The organism is Ectothiorhodospira mobilis (assembly GCF_016584115.1).
Lineage (GTDB): Bacteria > Pseudomonadota > Gammaproteobacteria > Ectothiorhodospirales > Ectothiorhodospiraceae > Ectothiorhodospira > Ectothiorhodospira mobilis.
The window spans coordinates 59,241-82,191 of the sequence record NZ_NRSK01000006.1 but is presented as its reverse complement, the minus strand read 5'-3'; the positions used below and the strand labels follow the sequence as shown (position 1 = coordinate 82,191).

Here is a 22,951-nt window from a genome sequence, read left to right as displayed (position 1 = left end):
ATGCCCACAAAAGGCATCCTGGTCACCGGCGGCGCCGGCTACATCGGCGCCCACGTGGCCCTCATGCTGGCCGAGGCCGGCGAACGCGTGGTGGTCCTGGACGACCTTTCCACCGGCTTCGCCGCAGCGGTCCGCCAGGGCGAACTGATCATCGGGGACGTGGCCGACACCCGCCTGGTGCGCGGCCTGATCCAGGCCCACGACGTGGACACGGTGATGCACTTCGCGGCCCGCACGGTGGTACCGGAATCCGTTTCCGACCCCCTGCGCTACTACCACAACAACACCTGCGGCACCCGCGCCCTGCTGCAGTGCTGCGCCGAGGCCGGGGTGAAGCACCTGGTCTTCTCCTCCACCGCCGCCGTCTACGGCATCCCGGAGGATGGCCTTGCCCGGGAGGATGGCCCCACGGCCCCCATCAACCCCTACGGCCGCTCCAAGCTCATGAGTGAGTGGATGCTCCGGGATCTGTCCGCCGCCACCCCCCTGCGCCACGTGGCCCTGCGCTACTTCAACGTGGCCGGTTCCGACCCCGGGGGACGCATCGGTCAGTCGACGCATCAGGCCACCCTGCTGGTGAAGGTGGCCTGCGAGGCCGCGGTGGGCCGGCGCGACCACGTGGCGGTCTTCGGCAGCGACTACCCCACCCCCGACGGCACCGGCGTGCGCGACTATATCCACGTCACCGATCTGGCCGCCGCCCACCTGGACGCCCTCACCTACCTGCGTCGCGGCGGCCCTTCGGACACCTTCAACGTGGGCTACGGTCACGGCACCAGCGTGCGCCAGGTGCTGGATACGGTGCAGCGACTGAGCGGCCGCCGCCTGGATATCCGGGAACGCCCCCGCCGCCCCGGGGACCCGCCGAGTCTGGTGGCCACCGCCGACCGCATCCGCCGCGTGCTCGGCTGGACCCCGCGCCACGACGACCTGGAGACCATCGTGCACACGGCCCTGGCCTGGGAACGGGATCCCGCTTACTGATCCCCCCTCCCCCTGGACAAGGGCGGCACGCCGCGGTGTCCGGCACCAGATTATGATGCACATCCACCACGCTGGCCCGGCGGAAATGGCGCATCGGCGGCAGCTCGTGCATCCAAGTGCGGCAGTAGCGCTGGTCATAGGCATCCCGATGGGACGAGGTCCAGCGCCGCATCATCAGGGCCAGCTCCGCCTTCTCCAGATCCCCATAGCGGACGCTGCATCCCGCCACCCGTTCCACCAGGTCCGCCATGACCCGAAACCCGTGGCCCCGAGCAGACTGTAGTTGAACGCATTCTCCAGCAGCCCCCTGAACACCTCCATACGGGGCAGCGCCGTGACCTCCAGCCCGGCACCGGGCCGATAACGCGGGAAGACCACCAGCGGGGCTGGCACCGGCTCCAGCACGCGTTGCACACTCGCGGTGCTGGGACGCATGTGGGCCACGGCCCCCTTGGCGGTGTCCTGCACGGGGTCCGTGATAAAGGCCCCGGGGGTACGGCTGCGCAGCAGATCGATGGAACGGTTCTTGAGACTGATGGGCCGGGCCAACCCGTGGAGGTCCCCTGTTTGGGGATCGATCAACACCAATTCATCGGACAGCAGGGGCGAGCCCCGGGCGCATGAACGGCCCGCCCTCGGCGTCAAACCCGTCGACACAACGGCATCCGCATATCCCTATTGTGGTCCAAATCCCGCGGGACATCGCAGGCGGCACCCTTCCATATTTCCCATTGTGAACCCGTTCTCACCCCGATGAGGGGGATTGCAAAAAATCCCGACACTCATTCCACCCCGCGCACGAACCCGGCATCCGGGGGCGGGATCCGCCCCGGATCGTGGCCCCGGGACCCCATCGGGACGGCTTCCAGGAGCGTACGTTCCCTGGCCGCCGCCACCCCCAGAAGCAGGATCAGATAGAAAAGCAGGGCCAGACGGGGGGACCAGAACACCGTCCCGAATATTCCCACCCCCAGGACCCCGGTCAGGGAGGCCAGCAGCACGGCATCGGTGAAATGCCCCCCTAAAGCCCCCCGGGCCAGGTAGCCCAGCCCCGCCACCAGGACCCCGCAAAAGGCCACCAGGCCCAGCCATCCCCGGTCGAACAGGATCTCCAGAAACTGGTTCTCCACACGCCAGGGCCAGAGGTGATCGGTGGTGAAATACCAGTGACGCAGCCCCTGGGAGAATTCGCCATTGCGCAGCCATTCCCGCCCATCACTGGAGACCAGGCTCACATCTTCCACGCGGATCGGATCCGATGCCGCGGGGGCGGCCAGGGTCAAGACCCAGCCCTGCGCTTCCCGCGGTCCGGGCCGATGCTCGAAACGCCATGTCCGCTCCTCTCCCTGTGAGGCGCCGGCTGGCCACTCCAGCCGGGCGTGATGACACCCGAAACTGCCCCGGATCTTCTTGCGGCACACGTGGATGCCAAGTTCCACCCCGGCGTCGGCGCGGGCCTGGAGGGTGAGGGTATAGCCCCCCGCGGGGAGGTGCCCCAGACGCTGATTCATATACAGCGAATCCCCACCGCCCAGGAGAAGGGCCCCATCCTCCAGGGCGAAATTCCCGGGAAGGCGTGCGGCGGGATTACCCGCGGCATAGATCCCCGGGAAGGCCCCCGGACCGGACCCGAACAGCCCCGGCATCACACCCGGCGGGCGCAGATCCAGGGCCAGGCGCCAGTGTTCCATGCGCCGCTCAAAGTCCGCCTCCACCCGATCCATCCGTTCACCCACATGCCCCCCCGCGACCCAGGGCAGGGCCACCCCGCCCACCAGCAGGGGCACCACCAGCATCAGGGGCAGAAGTCCCCGCTGTCGCGAGGCCGCGGCGGCGGCGATCATCCCGGTCAAGACCACACCCGCCGCCACGGCCAGGCCCAGGTATCCTCCCCGGGAGTAGGTCACGGCCAGGGCATAGATCCCTACAACAAGCAGGACGGCGGCGGCCGCGACCGCTGGTGCCGTTCGCCGTCGCCAGACCCAAAGCAACGCCCAGGGCATGGCCATCACCAGGAAGGTCTCGATGCTGGGGCCGCCCACATGCATGTCGGTGAAATTTCCAGTAATCCGATAGCCGCTTTCGAAATCCAGCAGCCCCGGATAGGCCCAGCGTTCATAAAGCACCGTCACCAGTCCCATGGCCAGGGACAGGACCATCCCCGGGAGGAGACGATGGCTCAACAGCCAGCCCGGCGAGCGCACCAGCCCACGTGTCAGGATGAACAGGAGCAGCGCCCAGAACAGTCCCTTGACCACGCGCAGTCCATGATAGGGATGGGTGTACCGGGCCCAGGTATCGACAGTCACGGGGGGCGGCGGCGTCAGGGCCAGCAGCAGGCTCACCGCCGTGGAAAGGGCCAGGGCCCCAAAGGCCCAGGCCAGGACCGGGGGCAGCCAGCGGGCACCGTCCACGGGCCGCCAGCGCAGGCAGAGCACGGCGGCGGTGGCCAGCAGGAACAGATCCAGTTCATCCAGATACCGCCATCCCGTCCACAATGAGAGATCCAGAAGGGGGACCAGGGGCGGGATCAGCAGCCAGGCCAGATCCGGTCGGTACCAGAGCAGCACCCCATAGACCACGATGCCCATCGCCAGCCACACGGGAGCGACAGGCCAGAGCAGTGCCAGAGCCAGGGCCAGCACGGCCAGCAACACCCCGGGGATCATCCATGGGGACGGACCCATGTCTCCCGTGGACTTGCATCCGGGAACCGCCTCCCTCCGCCCGGGAGGCATCCCCCGTCCGTCCCTGCTGGACCGTCGTTCCGGACCCGGCCCATTCCTCGATACATCCCCGTTGCGGTGGCCGAAGCGGGGAATGGTACCGGTGGCATCGGGGACGAAACCGGGAAAGGCCAGGGCAGCGCCCCGGGATGGGGCCATCGCTGCGGGCACCGACCCGGTGGCCCCCTCCACCCCAGCCCGCAGCCAGGCACAGATCACCCAGGCCAGTCCGGCGGCAATGGCGGCAATGAAAGGCCCGGCCGGATCGGGGCGCAGCCCATCCAGAACGAGCTTGCCCGTCTCCATCAGCAGTGCCAGTCCGAAGGCCCAGGAGACCGCCAGAGCCGCTCCGGCACGGGGAATCCGGCCATTGCCCCAATACCAGAGCCAGGCGCCAGCGCCCAGGGGGGCATAGAGGGACAGATGCAGGAACACGCTGGAGATGGCCGCCGCCTCGGACACATGATAGTGGTAGTAACCGGGCAGCAGGCGCAGGTCCGACAGCTTCTCCGCCACCGCCGGCTCCGGTGAAAAGCCCTGCCCCCCCAGAGTCAGCAGGACCAGGAGAAACAGGTAGGGGAGGACAGCCAGGCCCAGCAATGGCCTGATCCAGGGGCGCACCCTCTCAGGATGCAGCAGCCCGCGGCCCTGAAAGAGGGCCATTCCGGCCACCACCCCCACCGCCCGGAAAAGGACCGAGGCCCCCTCGGCCACCCCGTTCACGGTGAGGAACTGACCCCATTCCAGCAGCAGGCCCAATCCCAGACCGGAGAGGATCGCCCCGGCCAGGAGACCCATCCCCGTCCATCGCTTCCCCACCCCCATGGCCAGGAGCGCCCCAAGCGGCAGGGTGAGCAACACCTCCAGCAGGCGCAGCAGCACCCAGCGCAGATCGTCCACCCCGCCGCCGGCCCGCCAGATCCCCCAACCGTCCCCGGAGAATTTGGCCGCCACCTCCGCCCAGGAGAGCATGAAATCCAGGGGCAGCAGGGCCAGGAGCAGGTACAGACCGGCATACAGCGCCAGCCCCGCCCGCAGTGCCTCCATGCCGCCCCGCTGGAGCCGCAGCAACAGGCGCCCTCCCCGCCGTCCCGCCAGCCCGTGCCAGGCCAGCACCCCCAGCAGCGCCCCCAGGGCGTTGCCACTCATATCCAGCAATGAGGATTCCCGTTCCGGGATCCAGAAATGCAGAAACTCCACCGTGACCGTGGTGACCGTTCCCAGGGCGATCACCGAAAAAGCCACCGCCCAGGCGGCCACCCGGCCATGCACCCCCGCCTGCAGCCAGCCGCTCCAGAAGAACCCCAGGGGCAGAAACATGAGGACATTGGCCACCCACTGCTGGCGGTCTGCCGCCTGCATGCGCCCCGGGCTCAAGGCCGTGAAATGCCGCCAACCCTCCGCCAGGCCATGATCCTCGAACTCGAAGGGCAGCAGGGTGACATAGAGCACGGCCGCCAGGGACAACCAGGCGGCCAGCGCCCACCGGGACGTCTGCGACCGGGGCATCAGGGGGTCAGATCCACCTGCCGCATGAGGTCACGCACGTGGTTCCCCGGGATGGCGTAGCTGATCCCGCTGGGCCGGTCCAGGGCCCGTTCCCGGCCCTCCTTGACGAAGACCATGTTCAGCACGCCGACGACCCGGGGCTCACCGGGCCGGAAGAGCGGGCCACCGCTGTTGCCGGGATAGGCGGTGAGATCCAGCTGAAAGACATCGAAAGGGTCCCGCAGCCGGCGGATCACCGCCGGATCCAGGTTCTGCGTGGAGTGCATGGGCAGGGCGATGGGGGTGATGGCGGAGACGATCCCCACATGGGTGGCCGGCACCAGACCCAGGACCGCGCCGATGGGGAAACCCGTGAGGGCGACCTCATCCCCCGGCCGCAGCCTGCCGGAGTCCCCGATGCGCAGGGCGGGCAGCGGCCTGCCCTCGATACGCAGCAGGGCCAGGTCCCGGCGTTCATCCAGGGCCACCCGACGGGCCGGGCGCATCTCCACCCCCTTGCCCCCCCGCCCCGGCACGAACACCGCCAGATGCTCCCGGTTCTCCGTATCCAGGATTGGCGGGATGACGTGATGGTTGGTGACCACATGACGCCCGTCCCCCACCACAAACCCCGTCCCGCGCAGATCGGCCCGGGGGCTGCGGGTGGACTGCCAGGTCCCCACCCCGAGCACCGAAGGCGTGACCTCCTCCACCGTGTCCGCCAGTCCCCCGGCCCCCACAGTCCCCGGCCACGCCATCCACAGGAGGCACAGGCAAGCGGCCAGCAACCCTCCGCGATACCCCATCATCAAGCGATGCCACATCATCCCTCTCCCTACGCTTGGCGGAGACAGACGCACCGCGCCCGTCCTGGAAAGGAATCTAGCATCAACCCGCCGACGGCGGGCAATCGGATCCCGATTCTGCGCCCACGCTGCTAAGATCGGAACCGGCATCCGCGACATTCGGCAGCCACCCGCAGCCTATCCCGGGGTCCTGACATGCATGCCAGCCATCTCCTGCACCACCTGCCGCTCCACCAGGCGGAACACGCCCCAGAGGCCACCGCTGTCCGCCACGGCGAGCGGCACCTGGACTATGCCGGCCTTGCCACCGCCATCCAAGGCTTTGCCGCCGCACTGCAGGCCCTGGACCTGGAACGGGGGGAACGGGTGGCGGTGTACCTGGAGAAGCGCCTGGAGACGGTAACCGCCCTCTTTGGCACCAGCGCCGCCGGCGGAGCCTTCGTGCCCATCAACCCCGTGCTCAAGGCACAGCAGGTGGGCTACATCCTGCGCCACTGCAACGTGCGCGTGCTGGTCACCTCCGCATCCCGGCTCACGGCCCTGAGGGACACCCTGGAACACTGCCACGACCTGCGCCACATCCTCCTTGTGGACGCATCGACCCTCCAGGACACCCGGGGGGGAACGGCGTCCACCGGACCCGCCGCCTGCCACACCTGGTCCGAGCTCCCCACGGAGGCCCCCGGCCCGCCGCCCCGGGTGATCGACACGGATATGGCGGCCATCCTCTATACCTCGGGCAGCACCGGCGGCCCCAAGGGGGTGGTGCTCTCCCACCGCAATCTGGTCATGGGGGCCCGGAGCGTGGCCCAATACCTGGAGAACCGTCCCGACGACACCCTGCTGGCCGCCCTGCCCCTGTCCTTCGACGCCGGCTTCTCCCAGCTCACCACCGCCTTCGCCAGCGGGGCCCGGGTGATCCTGCTCAACCACCTCCTGCCCCGGGACGTGCTCAAGGCCCTGGAACGGGAACGGGTCACCGGCCTGACCGCGGTCCCGCCCCTGTGGATCCAGCTGGCCGCGCTGGAATGGCCCCAGGGCATCCGCGACCACCTGCGCTACATCGCCAACACCGGCGGGCGCATGCCCCGGGAGACCCTGCAGCGCCTGCGCCGGATCCTGCCCCGCACCCGGCCCTACCTCATGTACGGCCTCACCGAGGCCTTCCGCGCCACCTACCTGCCCCCGGAGGAGGTGGACCGGCGCCCGGACTCCATCGGCAAGGCCATCCCCAACGCCGAGGTGCTGGTGCTGCGGGAGGACGGCAGCCCCTGCGCCCCCAACGAACCCGGCGAACTGGTGCAGCGCGGGGCCCTGGTGGCCCAGGGCTACTGGAACGACCCGGAGCGCACCGCGCGCCACTTCCGTCCCCTGCCCGCCACGACCCCCGGGCGTCCCGGGGGCCTGGTGCTGCCGGAGATGGCCGTGTTCTCCGGGGACACCGTGCGCCGCGATGAGGAGGGGTACCTCTACTTCATCGGCCGCCGCGACGAGATGATCAAGACCTCCGGCTACCGGGTCAGCCCCACGGAGGTGGAGGAGATCCTCTACGCCACGCAAAAGGTGGGGGAATGCGTGGCCTTCGGCGTGCCCCACCCCACCCTGGGACAGGCCATCCTCGTGGTGGTCACCCCCTCCGACGGGGAAGAGATGGACCGCGAGGCCCTGATGACGGAATGCCGCAGCCGCATGCCCGCCTATATGGTCCCTGCCGAGATCCACGTACACACAGGCCCCCTGCCGCGCAATCCCAACGGCAAACTGGACCGCAAGACCCTGGCCGCGAGGTACAGCCGTGAATGACACCACCGCCCCTGGCCACGCCCCCGCCGAAGGCTTCGCCGTGCAGGATGGGGAACTGCTCATCGGCGGCCTGCCCCTCACCCGCCTGGCGGCGCGGGTGGGGCAGACCCCCTTCTACGCCTACGACCGGGCCCTCCTCACCCGCCGGGTGAAACGGCTGCGGGCCCACCTGCCCGAGGGGGTGCGGCTGCACTACGCCATCAAGGCCAACCCCATGCCCGCCCTGGTGGCCCACCTGGCCGGCCAGGTGGACGGCCTCGACGTGGCCTCCGCCGGCGAGCTGAAAACCGCCCTGGACGCCGGCGCCGATCCCGCCGAGATCAGTTTTGCCGGCCCCGGCAAACGGGCGGAGGAACTGCACCAGGCCGTGGCCGCCGGCATCCTGGTGAACCTGGAATCCTTCCGCGAGATACCGCTTTTGGCTCAGGCTTCCCGGAACCTGGGACTCCCCGCCCGGGTGGCGGTGCGGGTCAATCCCGACTTCGAGCTCAAGAGTTCCGGCATGAAGATGGGGGGCGGTCCCAAGCCCTTCGGCGTGGACGCCGAGCAGGTCCCGGAACTGCTGCGGGCCCTCGGCAAGGCCGGCCTGTCCTTCGAGGGTTTCCACCTCTTCGCCGGCTCACAGAACCTGCGGGCCGAGGCCATCATCGAGGCCCAGCACCAGTGCTTTGACCTGGCCCTGCGCCTGGCGGAACACGCCCCGGCCCCGGTGCGCAGCCTGAATCTGGGCGGGGGCTTCGGCATCCCCTACTTCCCCGGGGAAAGCCCCCTGGATCCGGCACCCATCGGCGGGCATCTGGCGGAGCTCGTGGCGCGCGCGGCCCGGGACCTCCCCGAGGCCCGGCTGATCCTGGAACTGGGACGCTACCTGGTGGGGGAGGCGGGGATCTATGTCTGCCGCGTCCTGGACCGCAAGACCTCCCGGGGGCATCCCTTCCTGGTGACCGACGGCGGTCTGCACCACCACCTGGCCGCCTCCGGCAATTTCGGCCAGATCATCCGCAAGAACTACCCGGTGGTCATCGGCAACCGCATGGACGTGGCCGAGCGGGAGACCGTCTCGGTGGTGGGGCCCCTGTGCACCCCCCTGGACCTGCTGGCCGACCGCCTGCCGCTGCCCCCCGCCGCCCCCGGCGATCTGGTGGTGATCCACCAGTCCGGCGCCTACGGCCACAGCGCCAGCCCCGAGCGGTTCCTGGGCCATCCCCCCGCCCTGGAGGTGCTGGTATGAAATACCCGGGTATTGCACTCGGTTGAAAGGCGCTCCAGTATAAGCGGTCCCTGATACATCCGACCCAAGGACCGCCTCATGCCGGACGACACCAAGCGCCGTTCCAATCCCGTTCCCAGTTCCCGTCTCGGCCGTCTGTGGCACCTGGGCATGGCCTCCGGCTCCCTGGCCGCCGGCATCGGCGTCAAGGGGCTCACCCAACTCTCCCGGCATGGACCCGCCCCGGGGCGCATCCCCCTCTCAGGCCCCCACGCCCGGCGCTTCACCCAGCGCCTGGCACGCATGCGCGGCGCCGTCATGAAGATGGGCCAGCTCATGTCCATGGACGGCAGCGACATCTTCGGTCCCGAGGTGACGGAGATCCTGGGGGCGCTGCGCCAGAGCGCCGAGCCCATGCCCCTGGGCCAGCTCAGTGCCGTGCTCAACCGGGAATACGGCCGGGGCTGGGAACAGCGCTTCGAGCACATGGACCTCACCCCCATCGCCGCCGCCTCCATCGGCCAGGTGCACCGGGCCCGCACCCGGGACGGGCGGGAACTGGCCCTGAAGATCCAGTTCCCCGGCGTGAAAGAGAGCATCGACAGCGACATCCGTAATCTCTCCTTCCTGGTGAAGAACTTCCGCATGATGCCCAGCGGCGTGGACCCGGCCCCCCTGTTCGAGGAGGCCCGCCGCCAGCTGCACCGGGAGACGGACTACGCCGCCGAAGCGGATGCCATGGAGACCTACGCCGACCGCCTCGGGGAGGACCCGGACCTGATCGTCCCCCGGCCGCACCGGGACCTGTGCACACCGCGGATCCTGGCCATGGATTTCCTCTCCGGCGAGCCGGTGGACCGGGTGGTGGAGACCCGGCACAGCCAGGCGGACCGGGACCGGGTGGCCGGACTGCTGGCCCGGCTCACCTTCCGCGAGCTGTTCGACTTCGGCCTGGTGCAGACCGACCCCAATTTCAGCAACTACCTCTACGACGCCGACACCCGCCGCATCGCCCTGCTGGACTACGGCGCCGCCCATACCATCCATGCACACTGGGTGGAGACCTACCGCCGCCTGGCCCGGGCCACCCGGGACGGGGACCGGGAGGCCATGCACCGGGCCTGCATCGATCTGGGATACCTCACCGAGACCTCCCCCGCGGTGGAGGTGAGGGAGATGCTGGAGCTGCTGCATCTCTCCGGGGAGCCGGTGCGCACCCCCGGCCCGTACGACTTCGGCCAGTCGGACCTGTTCGAACGGGTCTTCCACCGCGGCCGGGAGCTGTTCCTGGACCAGCGCTTCAACAACATGCCCGAACCGGCCACCCTCTTCCTGCACCGCAAATTCATGGGCACCTTCATGCTCTGCCGCAAGCTGCAGGCCCGGGTGGATATCCACGGCATGCTGGCGCCCTACTTGTAAACCCTAAGGGGGCCATCGGCGGCGGCCGCAGGTGGAAGAACTCCATCGGAGAACCCGGAGAATCCAATATCCTCTCCCCCTGAATTCAACCAATAACCGTATTGGAAGGACATGACCCGGTGCCCGACAAGCCCTGCCGTTCAGGGCGGGGAGGATGTCAATCTGCATTTCTACATGAGTACCCGTCCTGTAGCACCCGTATTCCATGGTCCCCGCTGATCCCTCATCGTCACCGGCACGATCTCAAGCCATGGAGGGGAAGTGCCGGTATGAACAGAGACATCCGACAGCACAAGCGTGCTTTCTGGAAGGATGGGGATCGCTATCCATCTGGCGGTGGCGCTGGTGGATTTCCGCAAGGCCTTCGATAGTTTGAGTACCGAGATCGTTTCCGCCGCCGGCACCTGGAGCGGGTGGTCGTCCATCCCGCAGCTATTGGCTCGACAATAGCTGCGGGGCTGGAGGGCGGCCGAGGTGAGCTGGTTGAGGCAACCGATCAACACGGCATGACCAGCTCCAGGGATGCTGTGTCCTGTTTTTTCCCGGAGGTAGTCCTTTGTTTTCGAATCCGGAGCGAGCACGCGTGCCCACCGCCGGTTATCTGTTGGGTTTGGCGATGGTGTTTGGCACATGGAACGCCTTCGGCGACATACCCCGTTGGCCGGCGGCCGCATTCGCCTGGGGGGCGGGCCTGCTGTTGTGGCCTACGGCCGGGACTCTGGCGCGTCGCCAGGGCTTGATGCTGGCCGGAGGAGGCATGCTCGGACTCATCATCGCCTGGGCCCAAGGGGCAACACTCGACTGGGGACGAATATTCGGGGCCAACGTGCCCCTGTTGATTATGTTAGCGGGCGTGAGCTTTCTGCGACTGGCGATCCCCATGGACGCCGGTGAATCGGCACGACAAAACGCCACCGGTCCGCGGGCGCTACGGGGGACGGTGCTGAGTACCCATCTCTTCGGGGCGGTGATCAATCTTTCCGCGGTCTTCATTACCGGCGACCACATGCAGCGCAATGGCCGTTTGACGCGGCGTCAGGCGACGGTGATTACGCGAAGCTTTTCCAGCGCCTCCTTCTGGTCGCCTTTCTTCGCTGCCATGGCCACAGTATTGATCTATGCCCCGGGATCATCGCCGACCCGGCTGATGGCCATTGGCCTGCCTTTGGCGGTGATTGCGCTGCTGGTGACTCTGCTCGATCGAGACACCCATGACGATGCGGGCTTTGTGGGCTATCCCATCCGTCTGGGTACGCTCTGGCTACCAGGGCTGCTGGCACTGGCCGTGCTGAGTCTGCACCAGTGGCATCCGGAGTGGTCGGTGCTGGCGATGATCGCCGTTCTCGGGCCGGCGGCAGCGGTGATCCGGCTGTCGGGGCAGCCGCAGCGCCTGGTGCCGGTGATGCACCACCACGTCGGACACAAGCTCCCGCGGATGGTCAACGAGCTCTGGCTGTTTCTTTCCGCCGGCGTTCTGGCAGGCGGATTGAGCAGCGTGCTGACGGTGCTGGGCAACGACTGGTTACCCTTCACCAGCTTCGGCGGCGTCGAGGCCGCCATCACGCTCGCCTTGCTGATTCTGGCCTCCGTGATCGGGGTCCATCCCGCTGCCAGTATCGCCGTGCTGGGTACCGTTCTGATGCCAGTCACCGACGACCCCAACTTGCTCGGTGCGACCTTCCTAGCCGCCTGGGCCATCGGGATCAATGCCAGTCCCTTGTCCGGACTGAATCTCGCCGTTGCGGGCCACTACGATCTCCGGTCGCGGAATCTGCTGTTCTGGAATGCGGGCTATACCGTGATCATGTACCTCGCAGCCTGTGCCGTTCTGGGGCTCTACGCCGTATTGCAAGCCATGTGAATCGTTCCGGGCACGTAATCTCAAGTCGGTCGATTGATCATCCCGGCATTTTCCCAATGATCCATGCAGACCGACGGAAGCGACTGTGAAAGTCCCGGTGATCCGATCCGGGGGGGGGGAGGGGGACATGCCCTGGCATGAAAGCCGGCTTGATCGAAAAAGGGGAACGGCATTCTCGTGGCGCCCGGCAATACCGACACAGCCCGCGAGTTGGTACGGCTTCGGCTCATGTGTCGTTGGACAAGGCTGTAGGTTGCATTCCGGGGCGGTTCGTGTATCATGCATGCCCTTTCGTGGGGTATCCCCTACCCCAGCGCCCCGTGGGTCGTTAGCTCAGCTGGTAGAGCAGTGGACTTTTAATCCATTGGTCGTAGGTTCGAATCCTACACGACCCACCAATTAAATCATGCAGTTACCCGAACCCTCTCCCCTGGTTCATCTGCTTTGTCATCCCCGCGGAACCGCTGGGGCACCCAAGCGGCTCCGGTCAGGACCTGCCGACCCCGCCCCGTGGGGCTTGTGGTATCCCGGGACCTGAACAACCCCGATCTTTTCGCCGGCAGAGACCCAGCGCTGGTTGGCCATCGGCCCGTCTTCCCGATCGAATCCCCCCGGGCGGGGGTGAACCAACCCACCCCCGCCCGGGAAGGGCCTAGAGGGCCTCCAGCCGGCGCAGGCGGCGGGGCAGCAGGCGCATGTCCACCAGGGCGGTCACCAGGGCCTTGGGGAAGCTGGCCTCGTCCTCGTGGAGCATGCGGTAGTACTGGATCTTCATGGTGAGGGCGGCCCCGAAGACGATGCTGGCGAAGGTGAAGAAGCCGCCCAGGGCCAGGGCCGAGATACCGGTCACCCCCTGGCCGATGGTGCAGCCCATGCCCAGCACACCCCCCACGGCCATGAGCACGGCACCCAGCAGGTGATGTACGAAGTCGCGCCCGGAGGCGAACCATTCCAGACGGAACCCCCGGGACACCAGGGCCCAGAACAAGGCCCCCAGGATCACCCCCGTAAGGGCCATCACCCCCAGGTAGAGCACCGCCGTGTCGAAGCCGCTGACCGCGTAGCGCAGGGACTGGGACATGGGGTTGATGAAGGTGAAGGACTGGGGCGACCATGGGGCCGCCTCGGCGGGTCGGCCCCCGGGCCCGTCCGCCAGGAAGGCCCAGTCCTGCACGTAGGCCGAAGGACGTACCTGGCCGCCGAAGCCATCGTCGATGGTGACGATGCTGGTGACCACCCAGGCCCCCACCACCGCCAGGCCCACCACCAGCCCCCCCAGGACGTGGTCCCGGTTGCGCCGGAAGTCGCGGTGGCGCAGCAGCAGCACCATCAGCCCCACCGCCAGCAGGAGGCCGATCACGGTGCGAGCCCAGGCGCCGTAAGCGGAACCGGCCAGCAGGGAGCCCAGGTCCTGGGGACGCCCCAGATCGATGGCCAGCGGCGAGGTCCAGGGGTGGAAGAACAGGGAATAGAGGGTGTGGGCGGTACCGGGGAAGGGGTTGATCATGAAATAGGCCACCACCGCGATGACCAGCAGCACCACCAGGGACTTGAGGTTGCCCCCACCGATGCGCACCAGGGTCTTGTTTCCGCAGCCGCTGGCCAGGGTCATGCCGATGCCGAACAGAAAGCCCCCCAGCACGTGCTCCACCCAGGCGAAACTGGCGGCCCGGTAGGGCGGGAAGGCGCCGTCGGCCTGGATCAGGCCCAGGGGTTCCAAGAGCGCCACCCCCAGCATGGCCACGGCGATGGCCAGGAGCCAGGCGCGCATGCGGCCCAGATCCCCCATGTTCACCCAGTCGGATACGGCCCCCATGGTGCAGAACTGGGTCTTTTGGACCACCGCCCCCAGGATGAAGGCCAGGAAGAAGACGCCGGCCAGCATGGCGGCCGCGGCCGTGCCGAAGCTCTCGAAGGTCATCGCCCCTCCTTCAGGTGTTGCGGCGCGCGGGCGCGCCGGTGGATGCCGGATGCCTCGGGCCCCATTCTGCCCCAGGGGCCGGGGCGCCCCCATTCAGTCTTTTCGATACCCGGATCAAGGGGGTTTGTCCATCCCCTGCAGGCGTCCCCTCAGCGATAGCGGGTGGGATCGGGCAGGCCCGCCTCGGCGAACCCCCGGGCCCGCAGGCGGCAGGCGTCACACACCCCGCAGGCGCGCCCCTGATCGTCGGCCTGGTAGCAGGACACGGTGCGGGCGAAGTCCACCCCCGCCGCCGTGCCCCGGCGGATGATCTCCGCCTTGGAGAGCTGCATCAGCGGGGTACGGATATGGAAGCGATCCCCCTCCACCCCGGCCTTGGTGGCCAGATTGGCCATGGTCTCGAAGGCCTCGATGAAGGCGGGTCGGCAGTCGGGATAGCCGGAGTAGTCCACGGCGTTGACGCCGATGAACAGATCCCGGGCCTGGAGCACCTCCGCCCAGGCCAGGGCGATGGAGAGGAACACCGTATTGCGGGCGGGCACATAGGTCACCGGGATCCCCTCCCCCGGGGTCTCGGGCACCTGGATGGCCTCGTCGGTGAGGGCCGAACCGCCGAACAGGGCCAGGTTCAGATCCACCACCCGGTGATCCACCGCCCCCAGGGCCCCGGCCAGATCGGCGGCGGCCCGCAACTCGGCCTGGTGGCGCTGACCGTAGCGAAAGCTCAGGCAATGGCACTCGAATCCCTCGGCCCGGGCCAAGGCCAGGACGGTGGCGGAATCCATGCCCCCGGAGAGGAGGACGACGGCTCTATTCATGGGACTGACCTTCAGAATTGGACGGGCGGAATTGAAACGGGAGACCGGGGGCGCGGGGCTCAGCGTCCCCGGGCATCCCCCCAGAGCAGCTTGTGCAACTGCCACTGGAAGCGCACCGGCAGGCGGTCGGCCACGATCCACTCCGCCAACTCCACGGGGGAGAGGCGGTCCGCCACGGGGGACAGGAGCACCTCCACCCGCTCGGGCAGTGCGTGGCGTTCCATCACCCACCGGGCCCAGTCGTAGTCGGCCCGGTCCATCAGGACGAACTTCACCTGGTCCCGGGGGCCCAGGTGGTCCAGATTGGACCAGAGGTTGCGGTGCGACTCGCCGGAGCCCGGGGTCTTGAGATCCAGTACCTTCACCACCCGGGGGTCCACGCCGGAGACATCCAGGGCGCCCCCGGTCTCCAGGGAGACCTCATGACCGGCGTCGCACAGGGCGGACAGCAGGGGCAGACAGGCGGGTTGGGCCAGGGGCTCCCCCCCGGTGACGCACACCGGTCCGACCCCCGCCGCGGCCACCTGCTCCAGCACCCCCTCCAGAGAGCGGACCGTCCCTCCGGAGAAGGCATGGGCGGTGTCGCAGTAGCGGCAGCGCAGCGGACAGCCGGTGAGGCGGACAAAGACCGTGGGCCGCCCCATCTCCCGGGCCTCCCCCTGCAGGGAGGTGAAGATCTCCGTCACCCGCAGGCCGGATCCGCGGGCGGGGGGCGGCGATGGGGGGACCCCGGCCCCGCTGATCTCACTCACCCCGCTCGCCGAGCATCTGCAGGCGCTGCTCTGCCAGCCGCGCCACGGTGGTGTCCGGATAGTCCGTGCGCACCGCCTCCAGCACCTCCCGGGCCGCCGACCAGCGTTCCAGTTCGTAGAGGGTATATCCCTGCTTGAGGCGGGCATCCGGCACCTTGTTGCTCTCGGGATAGGTCCCGGGCACTGCCGCGAAGGCCTCCAGGGCGCGCTCGAAGTCGCCGGTCACGTAGTACCCCTCCCCCAGCCAGTACTGGGCGTTGGCCGCCAGGGGGCTGTCGGGATGGGTCTTCAGGAAGGTGGAGAAGGCCTCGATGGCCTTACGGTACGCCCCCGCCCGCAGCCGGTCGAAGGCCGCCTGATAGGCCGCCTGATCCTCCCCATCCCCCTGCGCCGGGGGTGCATCACCCTCTCCCGGACCCTCTCCCGGCCGCGGCAGGGGCTGGATGGCCTGGGGGGCGTTGCCTCCCTCCCCGTGCGCAGAGGCCCCCGCCTGCTCCAGGGCCTGCAGACGGCCGTCCACATCCAGGTACAGGTCCCGCTGCCGCGTCTTCAGCCGCTCCAGTTCGTGGCGCAGGGCCTCGTTGTCCCCCCGCAGTTCCCGCACCTGGGCCTCCAGGGCCTGCAGGCGGTTGAACAGTCCCATGAGGTCGGCATTGTCCAGGATGCGTTCCAGCCGCTCCACCCGGGCCTCCAGCGTCCCGGCCCCCCCGGCAGACTGCTGGGCCTGGGCCGGCAGGGTGAGCAGGGCCGCCAGCAGCGGCGACAGCAGGAGGGGAGGCAGCCGGTGGGGATCGAAAATCATCCCTGATCCCCCTCATAGACGATCTCCACGCGCCGGTTCCGCTCCCAGGCCGCCTCGTTGCTGGCCGGGTCCGCGGGCATCTCCTCGCCATAGCTCACCACCTGGATCTGATCCGCGGAGGCCCCCTGCAGCTCCAGCATGCGCTGCACCGCCCGGGCGCGGCGCTCCCCCAGGGCCAGGTTGTACTCCCGGGTACCCCGTTCGTCGGTGTGGCCCTCCAGGCGCACCGCCCGGTCGGGATTGCGCGCCAGATAGTCCCCGTGGGCGGCGATGAGGTCCAGGTATTGGGCGTCCACGGTGTCCTTGTCGAAACCGAAGTGGATCACCCGCCGGGAGAGGGGGCTGTCGGGATCCTCCAGGGGATCCAGGGCGATCCCCTCCCCGTCCTCCAGGCCGCGGACCTCCACCCCGGCATCGCCGGCGCCGCGGGCATCGCCCGCCACGCCCCCAGAGCTCTCCGCGGGGGAGCGGTCACCGCCTGCCCCGGGGCTGCGCTCCACCGTGGCGCAGGCCGCCAGGGTCGCCGTCAGCAGAAGGGGGATCAGGATCTTGAGGGCCTTGGGGTCGATGCTAGAGACGGGCATGGATGATGTCCTCGGAATGACTGGGTTGAGAAGATTCGACCGCCAACCTGACGGTTCAGTCCAGAAACGGCGACCAGGCCGGTTCGCGCACCTCGCCCTCCTGCAGCACCAGGCGCTGGTGCACCCGGCCGTCGGCGCTCACCGCCGCCAGCACGCCCCGGCCGTCGCGGGCGGTGGCGGCATAGAGGAGCATGCTGCCGTTGGGCGCGAAGCTGGGGGATTCATCCATGGGGCCGTCGGTGAGGGGCCGTAAACCACCCCCCCCGCGAAGGTCCAGCAGGGCGATGCGAAAGCGCCCGTCCTCACCGTGCACCATGGCGATGCGATCCCCATCGGGGGCGACGGCGGCATCGCCATTGTAGCGTCCCTGGAAGGTGAGGCGCTGCGGCCGTCCCCCCCGCAGATCCACCCGATAGAGCTGCGGCCGGCCGGCACGATCGGAGGTGAAGATCAGAGAGTGGCCGTCGGGCAGCCACTGGGGTTCGGTGTCGATGGCCCTGTTCCGGGTCACCCGGCGCAGGGAACCATCCCGCAGGTCGTGGACATGGATCTCCGGGTCTCCCTCCCGGGACAGGGTGAGGGCCAGCCGCTGGCCGTCCGGGGACCAGGCCGGGGCCCCGTTGATCCCCGCATAGGACGCCAGGCGGGTGCGCTCGCCGCTGGCCAGGTCCTGGATGTAGACCTCGGAGCGGCGGTTCTCGAAGGAGACATAGGCCAGACGCTGGCCATCCGGGGCCCAGGACGGGGACAGGATGGGCCGCCGGGAACGGAACACGGTACGGGGATCGTGACCGTCGGCATCGGCCACCTGCAGGGCGTAGCGGGTATCCTCCCCGTCCCGGAGGACGCGGACATAGGCCACCCGGGTGTCGAAGGCCCCCCGCTCGCCGGTGAGGCGTTCGTAGACGATATCGCTGATGCGGTGGGCGGCGCGGCGCAGGCGCTCCCCCGGCACCGTGAGGCGGTAGCCCTCCATCTCCCGCCCGGAGACCACGTCGATGAGCTGGAACCGGACCTGGAAGCGGCCGTCCTGCAGGCGATCCAGCCGGCCCACCACCAGATAATCGCTCACGCCGCCACGCCAGCGCTCCATCTCCACCTGGTCCAGGGCATGGGGACGGGCGGGGAGATCCTCAGGCTCCACGGGGGCGAAGCGGCCGCTGCGCCCCAGGTCGGCGGTCACGATGGCCGCCAGGTCCTGCGGCGGCTGCGCCTCGCCGGACCAGGCGAAGGGCACCACGGCCACCGGCGTGGCCCCCTCCACCCCCTGGGTGACACGGATCTCCAGGGCCGCCTGGACGAGGCCGGGCAGCCACAGCAGCATCAGGATCAGTAGGATTCTTCTTACCATCATGGGTCGCTCCCGCATCCCGAGCTCGGTGTCAGTCTGGCCCCGGCGTGCATCAGGACGGGGCGAATGTGAAGCGGATCTCCCGCTGGAACAGGTCCGGATCCGGTGGCTCGGGCAATGGCTCGGCCAGGCGCACGGCCCGTTCCACGGAATCACAGAACAGGGGTGTACCGTTGCACTGCTCCACCCGGACCTCGCGGATGTAACCACCGGGGGTCTGGCGCACGAACACCACGGCACTCTGGCCGGCCTGTTCCCCCGAGGGCAGGCGCCAGTTGCGCTCCACGGCGTATTGGATCCGGGCCACGTATTCCGCCTCCAGGCGGGCCTGTTCCCGGCGCCGTTGCTCTTGCATCAGCATCTCCCGGCGACGCTCCGCCTCCAGCTGGCGCTGGCGTTCCAGCTCCGCCTGGCGCTGGCGTTCCAGCTCCGCCTGGCGCTGGCGTTCCGCCTCCTCCCGGCGCTGGCGCTCCAGCTCCGCCTGACGCTGGCGCTCCGCCTCCTCCCGCCGCTGGCGTTCCAGCTCCGCCTGGCGCTGGCGCTCCGCCTCCTCCCGGCGCTGGCGTTCCAGTTCCGCCTGACGCTGGCGCTCCGCCTCCTCCCGGCGCTGGCGTTCCAGCTCCGCCTGGCGCTGGCGCTCCGCCTCCTCCCGGCGCTGGCGTTCCAGTTCCGCCTGACGCTGGCGCTCCGCCTCCATCCGGGCCTGGCGGGCCTGGTCGAAGGCCTCTCCGGAGACGGCCATGGCCTCGATCACCTCCACCTGCGGCGAAGGCCCCGGTTCCGGCGCGGGCGGGACCCACTCCAGCCGCAAACCCAGGGCCGCCAGCAGGAGCAGATGCGCCGCAAGCACGGCGAGAAACACCCCCCGATGGCGGGCGATCAGTCCGGGCATGGCATCATCCGCTGCCTTCGGCCTTGTCCGGCGGATCGGTGATCAGCCCCACCCGGGGGGCCCCGGCCGCCTGCAGGGTGACCATGGCATCCACCACCTCGCCGTAGTGCACGAAGCGGTCCCCGCGCACGAAGACCGGCGTTTCGGGATCCCCGGCGAGGAGGGCCTGCACCGCCTCCCGCAGCGCCCCGGGCCGCAGCGGGGTGTCCGCTGCCGGCCCCTGGTTGAGGGTCACGGCGCCGTCCCGGGACACCGTCACCACGATGGGTTCCTCCGCCTGCAGGGCCTCGTCCAGGGGCTCGGCCCGGGCCCGGGGCAGGTCCACCTCCACCCCCTGGTGCAGCAGCGGGGCAGTGACCATGAAGATGATGAGCAGCACCAGCATCACGTCGATGAAGGGCACGACGTTGATCTGGGCCATGCCACGCCGCCCGGGCCGGCGCCGCCCTGGGGCCTGCGCGGGCATCAGTCCGCCGCCTCCCGTTCACGCGGGGTGGACTGCCGTTGCAACAGGCCGGAAAGTTCGTCGGCGAAGTTGTCATACCGCCCCAGGAGCCGGTCCACCCGGGCCGAAAAGGCGTTATAGGCGATCACCGCGGGGATGGCGGCGAACAGCCCCAGGGCGGTGGCGATCAGGGCCTCGGCGATCCCCGGGGCCACCATGGCCAGGGTGGCCTGGCGCTCTCCGGAAAGCCCCATGAAGGCATTCATGATGCCCCATACGGTGCCGAACAGGCCGATATAGGGGCTGGTGGAGGCGATGGTGGCCAGGGCCGGCAGATAGCTCTCCAGTCGCTCCCCCTCCCGGGCGACGGCCACGCGCATGGCCCGCTCGGCCCCGCCCGTCACCAGGGGACGGTCCGCCGGGTCCCGGGCCTGACGGCGGTGCTGCAAAAAGGCCTTGAACCCCATGGTGAAGACATGTTCCAGGCCGCTCACGTCCTCCCGGCGGCGCAGGGTGTCGTAGAGATGGCTGAGTTCCACCCCGGACCAGAACCGGTCCTCGAAGGCCTCCGCCGCCCGCCGCGCCTCCGCCAGGACCCGGGCCTTGATGAGGATGATCATCCAGGAGAAGACCGAGGCCAGCAGCAGCAGCAGCATGACCGCCTGCACCAGCCAGCTGGCGTCCAGGATGAGACGATAGAGGGACAGGTCCACACTCACTTCGGACATTCTCCGCTGTTCATGGCCCGGGCCACCGCCTGCGGGATGGCGCGGGGTACAAAACGCTCTGCATCCAGACAGGCAATCCTGACCACGCCACGGCACAGCAGTTCCCGCTCCCCCGCCGGGGTCTCCCGCTGCAGGGCGTGACGGATCACGAGACTGGCCCGCTTCATCTCCACCAGCTCGGCGCTCACCATCACCCGGTCATCCAGCATGGCGGAACGCAGGTAGTCCACCTCCACGCGGCGCACGACGAAGAGGATGCCCTCCTCGTCCCGCAGGCGCTGCTGCTCGTGGCCCAGGGTGCGCAGCCACTCGGTACGGGCCCGCTCCATGTACTTGAGATAATTGGCATAGAACACCACGCCGCCGGCGTCGGTGTCCTCCCAGTAGATGCGCACGGGCCACTGGAACGGGCTGGGGATGGTGCCGGAATCGGGGGATCGGGTCACGGGAATCGGTTGCAGTTCGGGGAATGGGTTTCAATCCTGCGGGGGCGGTTCGGGGGCGTCGAACAGGTCCCCCGGCCGGGCCGCCCGCTCCGCCAGGGCGTCGGGCACCCGCAGGCCAAAGTGGCGGTAGGCACGGCTGGTGGCCATGCGGCCCCGGGGGGTGCGCATGAGGAAGCCCTGCTGGATCAGGTAGGGTTCCAGGACATCCTCGATGGTGCCCCGCTCCTCGCCGATGGCGGCCGCCAGACTGTCCACGCCCACGGGGCCCCCGTCGAACTTGTCGATCACGGCCAGCAGCAGGCGCCGGTCCTGGGCATCAAAGCCGTGGGCGTCCACGTCCAGCATGTCCAGGGCCCGGTCCGCCACCTCATCGGTGATGACCCCATCCGCCCGGATCTGGGCGTAGTCCCGCACCCGGCGCAGGAGCCGGTTGGCGATGCGCGGCGTGCCGCGGGCGCGGCGGGCGATCTGGCGCGCCCCGGAGGGATCCACGGTCACCCCCAGGATACCGGCCGCGCGGGTGACGATGCGCGCCAGGTCGTCGGTACCGTAGTACTCCAGGCGCTGGACAATGCCGAAGCGGTCCCGCAGCGGCGAGGTGAGCAGGCCGGCACGGGTGGTGGCCCCCACCAGGGTGAAGGGGGGCAGGTCGATCTTGATGGAGCGGGCCGCCGGCCCCTCGCCGATGACGATGTCCAGCTGGAAGTCCTCCAGGGCCGGATACAGCACCTCCTCCACCACCGGCGAGAGGCGGTGGATCTCGTCCACGAAGAGGACGTCCCGCGGCTCCAGGTTGGTGAGCAGGGCCGCCAGGTCCCCCGGCCGCTCCAGCACCGGCCCCGAGGTCTGGCGCAGATTCACCCCCAGCTCCTGGGCGATGATATGGGACAGGGTGGTCTTGCCCAACCCCGGCGGCCCGAAGATGAGGACATGATCCAGGGCCTCGTCCCGCCCCCGCGCGGCGGAGATGAAGATCTCCATCTGCTCCCGGACGGCGGGCTGGCCGTCGTAATCCGCCAGGCGCCGGGGCCGGATGGATCGCTCCAGGGCCTCGTCTTCGGCCGCGAGGGCATCGGGGCTGATGATACGGTCCGTCATGGATGACCAGGATGGGGATCGAGGGGTGATTGTATTGAATCGCGCCGCATCGCGCATTGCCTGTGCCGGACGATCATCCACCGATCCACAACTGCCCCAGCAGCCCCAGCAGGAACCCGGACACCGCCCCCAGGGGCGGCGCCCAGTGGCGCTGCAGCGGGACCTGCGGGGCGATGTCCTGGAACACCAGGTAGAGGATGCCGCCGCTGGCGGCGAGCATGATGCCCCCCAGCACGGCCGGCCAGTGCACCAGCCAGGTGAGCCCGCCCAGGGCCGCCAGGGGCCCCAGAAGCATGATCCCGGCGAAGGCCGCCAGGATACGCCGGGGGGAACGCCGGCCGCCGGCCCGCAGTTCGCGGTAGGCGTTGAAGCCCTCGGGCAGATTCTGCAGGGCCATGAGCAGGGCCAGCAGCAGGGCCGTCTTCGCGCCGCTGCCCAGCAGGGCCCCCAGGGCCGCCGCCTCCGGCAGGAAATCCAGCAGCATGGCCATGAGCTGGCTGCGCTCCCCGCTGCGGGCCGCGAGCCAGCGGTCCAGGGCCATGAAGAAAAGACTGCCCCCGGCCATGGCCAGGGCCACGCCGGCCATCCCCAGATGACGGCTGCCCTCAGGCACCAGCACCAGGGCCACGGCGGCCACCAGCACGCCGGCGCCAAAGGCCAGGACGGCGTGGCGCAGTTCCTCCTCCAGCCAGCCGGGACGCAGCCGCTCCACCGCCGCCAGCAGTCCCCCCAGGGGGATGGTCAGCCCGGCCAGCCCCCCCAGCACCAGGGCCTCCAGCAGGGTGGGCAGGGGCGCCTCAGCCCCCATGGCCTC

20 protein-coding genes and 1 tRNA gene are annotated in these 22,951 nt (G+C 69.2%); 6 read left to right on the top strand and 15 right to left on the bottom strand.

Annotated elements, in window-relative coordinates; all coding sequences use genetic code 11:
• Entirely contained in the window at positions 1 to 984 is a 984-nt protein-coding gene (galE, locus tag CKO33_RS04200) for a UDP-glucose 4-epimerase GalE (RefSeq protein ID WP_200179596.1), read from the top strand.
• 174 nt (positions 985 to 1,158) lie between these two features.
• Here the strand turns inward: galE and CKO33_RS04195 are convergent, their stop codons facing one another.
• The 3 genes from CKO33_RS04195 to CKO33_RS04185 form a co-directional block, all read right to left on the bottom strand.
• Positions 1,159 to 1,533, bottom strand: coding sequence for a hypothetical protein (locus CKO33_RS04195; RefSeq protein WP_200179594.1), 375 nt, complete (start codon positions 1,531 to 1,533; stop codon positions 1,159 to 1,161).
• 233 nt (positions 1,534 to 1,766) lie between these two features.
• Positions 1,767 to 5,219, bottom strand: coding sequence for a VanZ family protein (locus CKO33_RS04190; protein WP_200179593.1), 3,453 nt, complete (start codon positions 5,217 to 5,219; stop codon positions 1,767 to 1,769).
• Positions 5,219 to 6,025 carry a S1C family serine protease gene (locus tag CKO33_RS04185; protein ID WP_242472461.1) on the bottom strand — a complete coding sequence of 269 codons (807 nt, stop codon included), beginning with the start codon at positions 6,023 to 6,025 and terminating at the stop codon, positions 5,219 to 5,221. The genes CKO33_RS04190 and CKO33_RS04185 overlap by 1 nt, the downstream gene beginning before the upstream one ends.
• A gap of 174 nt (positions 6,026 to 6,199) precedes the next feature.
• On the opposite strand from CKO33_RS04185, the gene CKO33_RS04180 reads away from it, so the two are divergent.
• The 5 genes from CKO33_RS04180 to CKO33_RS04160 all read left to right on the top strand — a co-directional run bounded on the left by CKO33_RS04180 (position 6,200) and on the right by CKO33_RS04160 (position 12,698).
• Positions 6,200 to 7,807 (top strand): acyl-CoA ligase (AMP-forming), exosortase A system-associated, encoded by a 1,608-nt coding sequence (locus CKO33_RS04180; RefSeq protein WP_200179589.1) that lies wholly within the window; start codon positions 6,200 to 6,202, stop codon positions 7,805 to 7,807.
• On the top strand, positions 7,800 to 9,038 hold the full coding sequence (locus CKO33_RS04175; protein ID WP_200179587.1) for a pyridoxal-dependent decarboxylase, exosortase A system-associated: 1,239 nt from the start codon (positions 7,800 to 7,802) through the stop codon (positions 9,036 to 9,038). The genes CKO33_RS04180 and CKO33_RS04175 overlap by 8 nt, the downstream gene beginning before the upstream one ends.
• A 78-nt stretch (positions 9,039 to 9,116) precedes the next feature.
• Positions 9,117 to 10,439, top strand: coding sequence for an ABC1 kinase family protein (locus CKO33_RS04170; protein ID WP_200179585.1), 1,323 nt, complete (start codon positions 9,117 to 9,119; stop codon positions 10,437 to 10,439).
• Between the two features lie 583 nt (positions 10,440 to 11,022).
• Positions 11,023 to 12,300: a hypothetical protein gene (locus CKO33_RS04165; protein ID WP_200179583.1), complete on the top strand. Its 1,278-nt coding sequence runs from the start codon at positions 11,023 to 11,025 to the stop codon at positions 12,298 to 12,300.
• A 322-nt stretch (positions 12,301 to 12,622) separates the two neighbouring features.
• A tRNA-Lys gene (locus CKO33_RS04160) sits at positions 12,623 to 12,698 on the top strand.
• A 254-nt stretch (positions 12,699 to 12,952) separates the two neighbouring features.
• Here the strand turns inward: CKO33_RS04160 and CKO33_RS04155 are convergent.
• From CKO33_RS04155 to CKO33_RS04100, 12 genes are all read right to left on the bottom strand, one after another.
• The gene (locus tag CKO33_RS04155) at positions 12,953 to 14,221 is read right to left on the bottom strand and encodes a YeeE/YedE family protein (protein WP_200179581.1); all 1,269 of its coding nucleotides are present in this window, start codon (positions 14,219 to 14,221) and stop codon (positions 12,953 to 12,955) included.
• A 149-nt stretch (positions 14,222 to 14,370) separates the two neighbouring features.
• Positions 14,371 to 15,039, bottom strand: coding sequence for a 7-cyano-7-deazaguanine synthase QueC (queC, locus tag CKO33_RS04150; protein WP_200179579.1), 669 nt, complete (start codon positions 15,037 to 15,039; stop codon positions 14,371 to 14,373).
• A 59-nt stretch (positions 15,040 to 15,098) separates the two neighbouring features.
• A complete protein-coding gene (gene queE, locus CKO33_RS04145) occupies positions 15,099 to 15,782 on the bottom strand; it encodes a 7-carboxy-7-deazaguanine synthase QueE (protein ID WP_200179696.1) in 684 nt (227 codons plus the stop codon).
• Between the two features lies 1 nt (position 15,783).
• On the bottom strand, positions 15,784 to 16,593 hold the full coding sequence (ybgF, locus tag CKO33_RS04140; protein WP_200179572.1) for a tol-pal system protein YbgF: 810 nt from the start codon (positions 16,591 to 16,593) through the stop codon (positions 15,784 to 15,786).
• Positions 16,590 to 17,177, bottom strand: coding sequence for a peptidoglycan-associated lipoprotein Pal (gene pal, locus CKO33_RS04135; RefSeq protein WP_200179570.1), 588 nt, complete (start codon positions 17,175 to 17,177; stop codon positions 16,590 to 16,592). Before pal ends, ybgF begins: the two co-directional genes overlap by 4 nt.
• A gap of 55 nt (positions 17,178 to 17,232) precedes the next feature.
• Positions 17,233 to 18,531: a Tol-Pal system beta propeller repeat protein TolB gene (gene tolB / locus CKO33_RS04130; RefSeq protein ID WP_439099418.1), complete on the bottom strand. Its 1,299-nt coding sequence runs from the start codon at positions 18,529 to 18,531 to the stop codon at positions 17,233 to 17,235.
• Positions 18,532 to 18,580: 49 nt separating this feature from the next.
• Positions 18,581 to 19,420, bottom strand: a complete 840-nt coding sequence (gene tolA / locus CKO33_RS04125; RefSeq protein ID WP_200179567.1) for a cell envelope integrity protein TolA — start codon at positions 19,418 to 19,420, stop codon at positions 18,581 to 18,583.
• Positions 19,421 to 19,424: 4 nt separating this feature from the next.
• Positions 19,425 to 19,886, bottom strand: coding sequence for a protein TolR (tolR, locus tag CKO33_RS04120; RefSeq protein WP_200179566.1), 462 nt, complete (start codon positions 19,884 to 19,886; stop codon positions 19,425 to 19,427).
• On the bottom strand, positions 19,886 to 20,584 hold the full coding sequence (tolQ, locus tag CKO33_RS04115) for a protein TolQ (protein WP_200179694.1): 699 nt from the start codon (positions 20,582 to 20,584) through the stop codon (positions 19,886 to 19,888). Before tolQ ends, tolR begins: the two co-directional genes overlap by 1 nt.
• Positions 20,581 to 21,012 carry a tol-pal system-associated acyl-CoA thioesterase gene (gene ybgC, locus CKO33_RS04110; protein ID WP_200179692.1) on the bottom strand — a complete coding sequence of 144 codons (432 nt, stop codon included), beginning with the start codon at positions 21,010 to 21,012 and terminating at the stop codon, positions 20,581 to 20,583. The genes tolQ and ybgC overlap by 4 nt, the downstream gene beginning before the upstream one ends.
• A 57-nt stretch (positions 21,013 to 21,069) precedes the next feature.
• Positions 21,070 to 22,137 (bottom strand): Holliday junction branch migration DNA helicase RuvB, encoded by a 1,068-nt coding sequence (gene ruvB, locus CKO33_RS04105; protein WP_200179565.1) that lies wholly within the window; start codon positions 22,135 to 22,137, stop codon positions 21,070 to 21,072.
• A gap of 73 nt (positions 22,138 to 22,210) precedes the next feature.
• Entirely contained in the window at positions 22,211 to 22,945 is a 735-nt protein-coding gene (locus CKO33_RS04100) for a ZIP family metal transporter (protein WP_200179564.1), read from the bottom strand.
• Positions 22,946 to 22,951 lie beyond the last annotated feature (6 nt).

What these genes read in the sequence shown, in the direction of transcription:
- ruvB (WP_200179565.1), bottom strand. Translation starts at nt 22,137, where the DNA reads ATGACGGACCGTATCATCAGCCCCGATGCCCTCGCGGCCGAAGACGAG.
- galE (WP_200179596.1), top strand. Translation starts at nt 1, where the DNA reads ATGCCCACAAAAGGCATCCTGGTCACCGGCGGCGCCGGCTACATCGGC.
- CKO33_RS04190 (WP_200179593.1), bottom strand. Translation starts at nt 5,219, where the DNA reads ATGCCCCGGTCGCAGACGTCCCGGTGGGCGCTGGCCGCCTGGTTGTCC.
- tolA (WP_200179567.1), bottom strand. Translation starts at nt 19,420, where the DNA reads ATGCCCGGACTGATCGCCCGCCATCGGGGGGTGTTTCTCGCCGTGCTT.
- CKO33_RS04155 (WP_200179581.1), bottom strand. Translation starts at nt 14,221, where the DNA reads ATGACCTTCGAGAGCTTCGGCACGGCCGCGGCCGCCATGCTGGCCGGC.
- CKO33_RS04170 (WP_200179585.1), top strand. Translation starts at nt 9,117, where the DNA reads ATGCCGGACGACACCAAGCGCCGTTCCAATCCCGTTCCCAGTTCCCGT.
- tolB (WP_439099418.1), bottom strand. Translation starts at nt 18,531, where the DNA reads ATGATGGTAAGAAGAATCCTACTGATCCTGATGCTGCTGTGGCTGCCC.
- CKO33_RS04100 (WP_200179564.1), bottom strand. Translation starts at nt 22,945, where the DNA reads ATGGGGGCTGAGGCGCCCCTGCCCACCCTGCTGGAGGCCCTGGTGCTG.
- queC (WP_200179579.1), bottom strand. Translation starts at nt 15,039, where the DNA reads ATGAATAGAGCCGTCGTCCTCCTCTCCGGGGGCATGGATTCCGCCACC.
- CKO33_RS04180 (WP_200179589.1), top strand. Translation starts at nt 6,200, where the DNA reads ATGCATGCCAGCCATCTCCTGCACCACCTGCCGCTCCACCAGGCGGAA.
- pal (WP_200179570.1), bottom strand. Translation starts at nt 17,177, where the DNA reads ATGCCCGTCTCTAGCATCGACCCCAAGGCCCTCAAGATCCTGATCCCC.
- tolR (WP_200179566.1), bottom strand. Translation starts at nt 19,886, where the DNA reads ATGCCCGCGCAGGCCCCAGGGCGGCGCCGGCCCGGGCGGCGTGGCATG.
- CKO33_RS04185 (WP_242472461.1), bottom strand. Translation starts at nt 6,025, where the DNA reads ATGATGTGGCATCGCTTGATGATGGGGTATCGCGGAGGGTTGCTGGCC.
- ybgF (WP_200179572.1), bottom strand. Translation starts at nt 16,593, where the DNA reads ATGATTTTCGATCCCCACCGGCTGCCTCCCCTCCTGCTGTCGCCGCTG.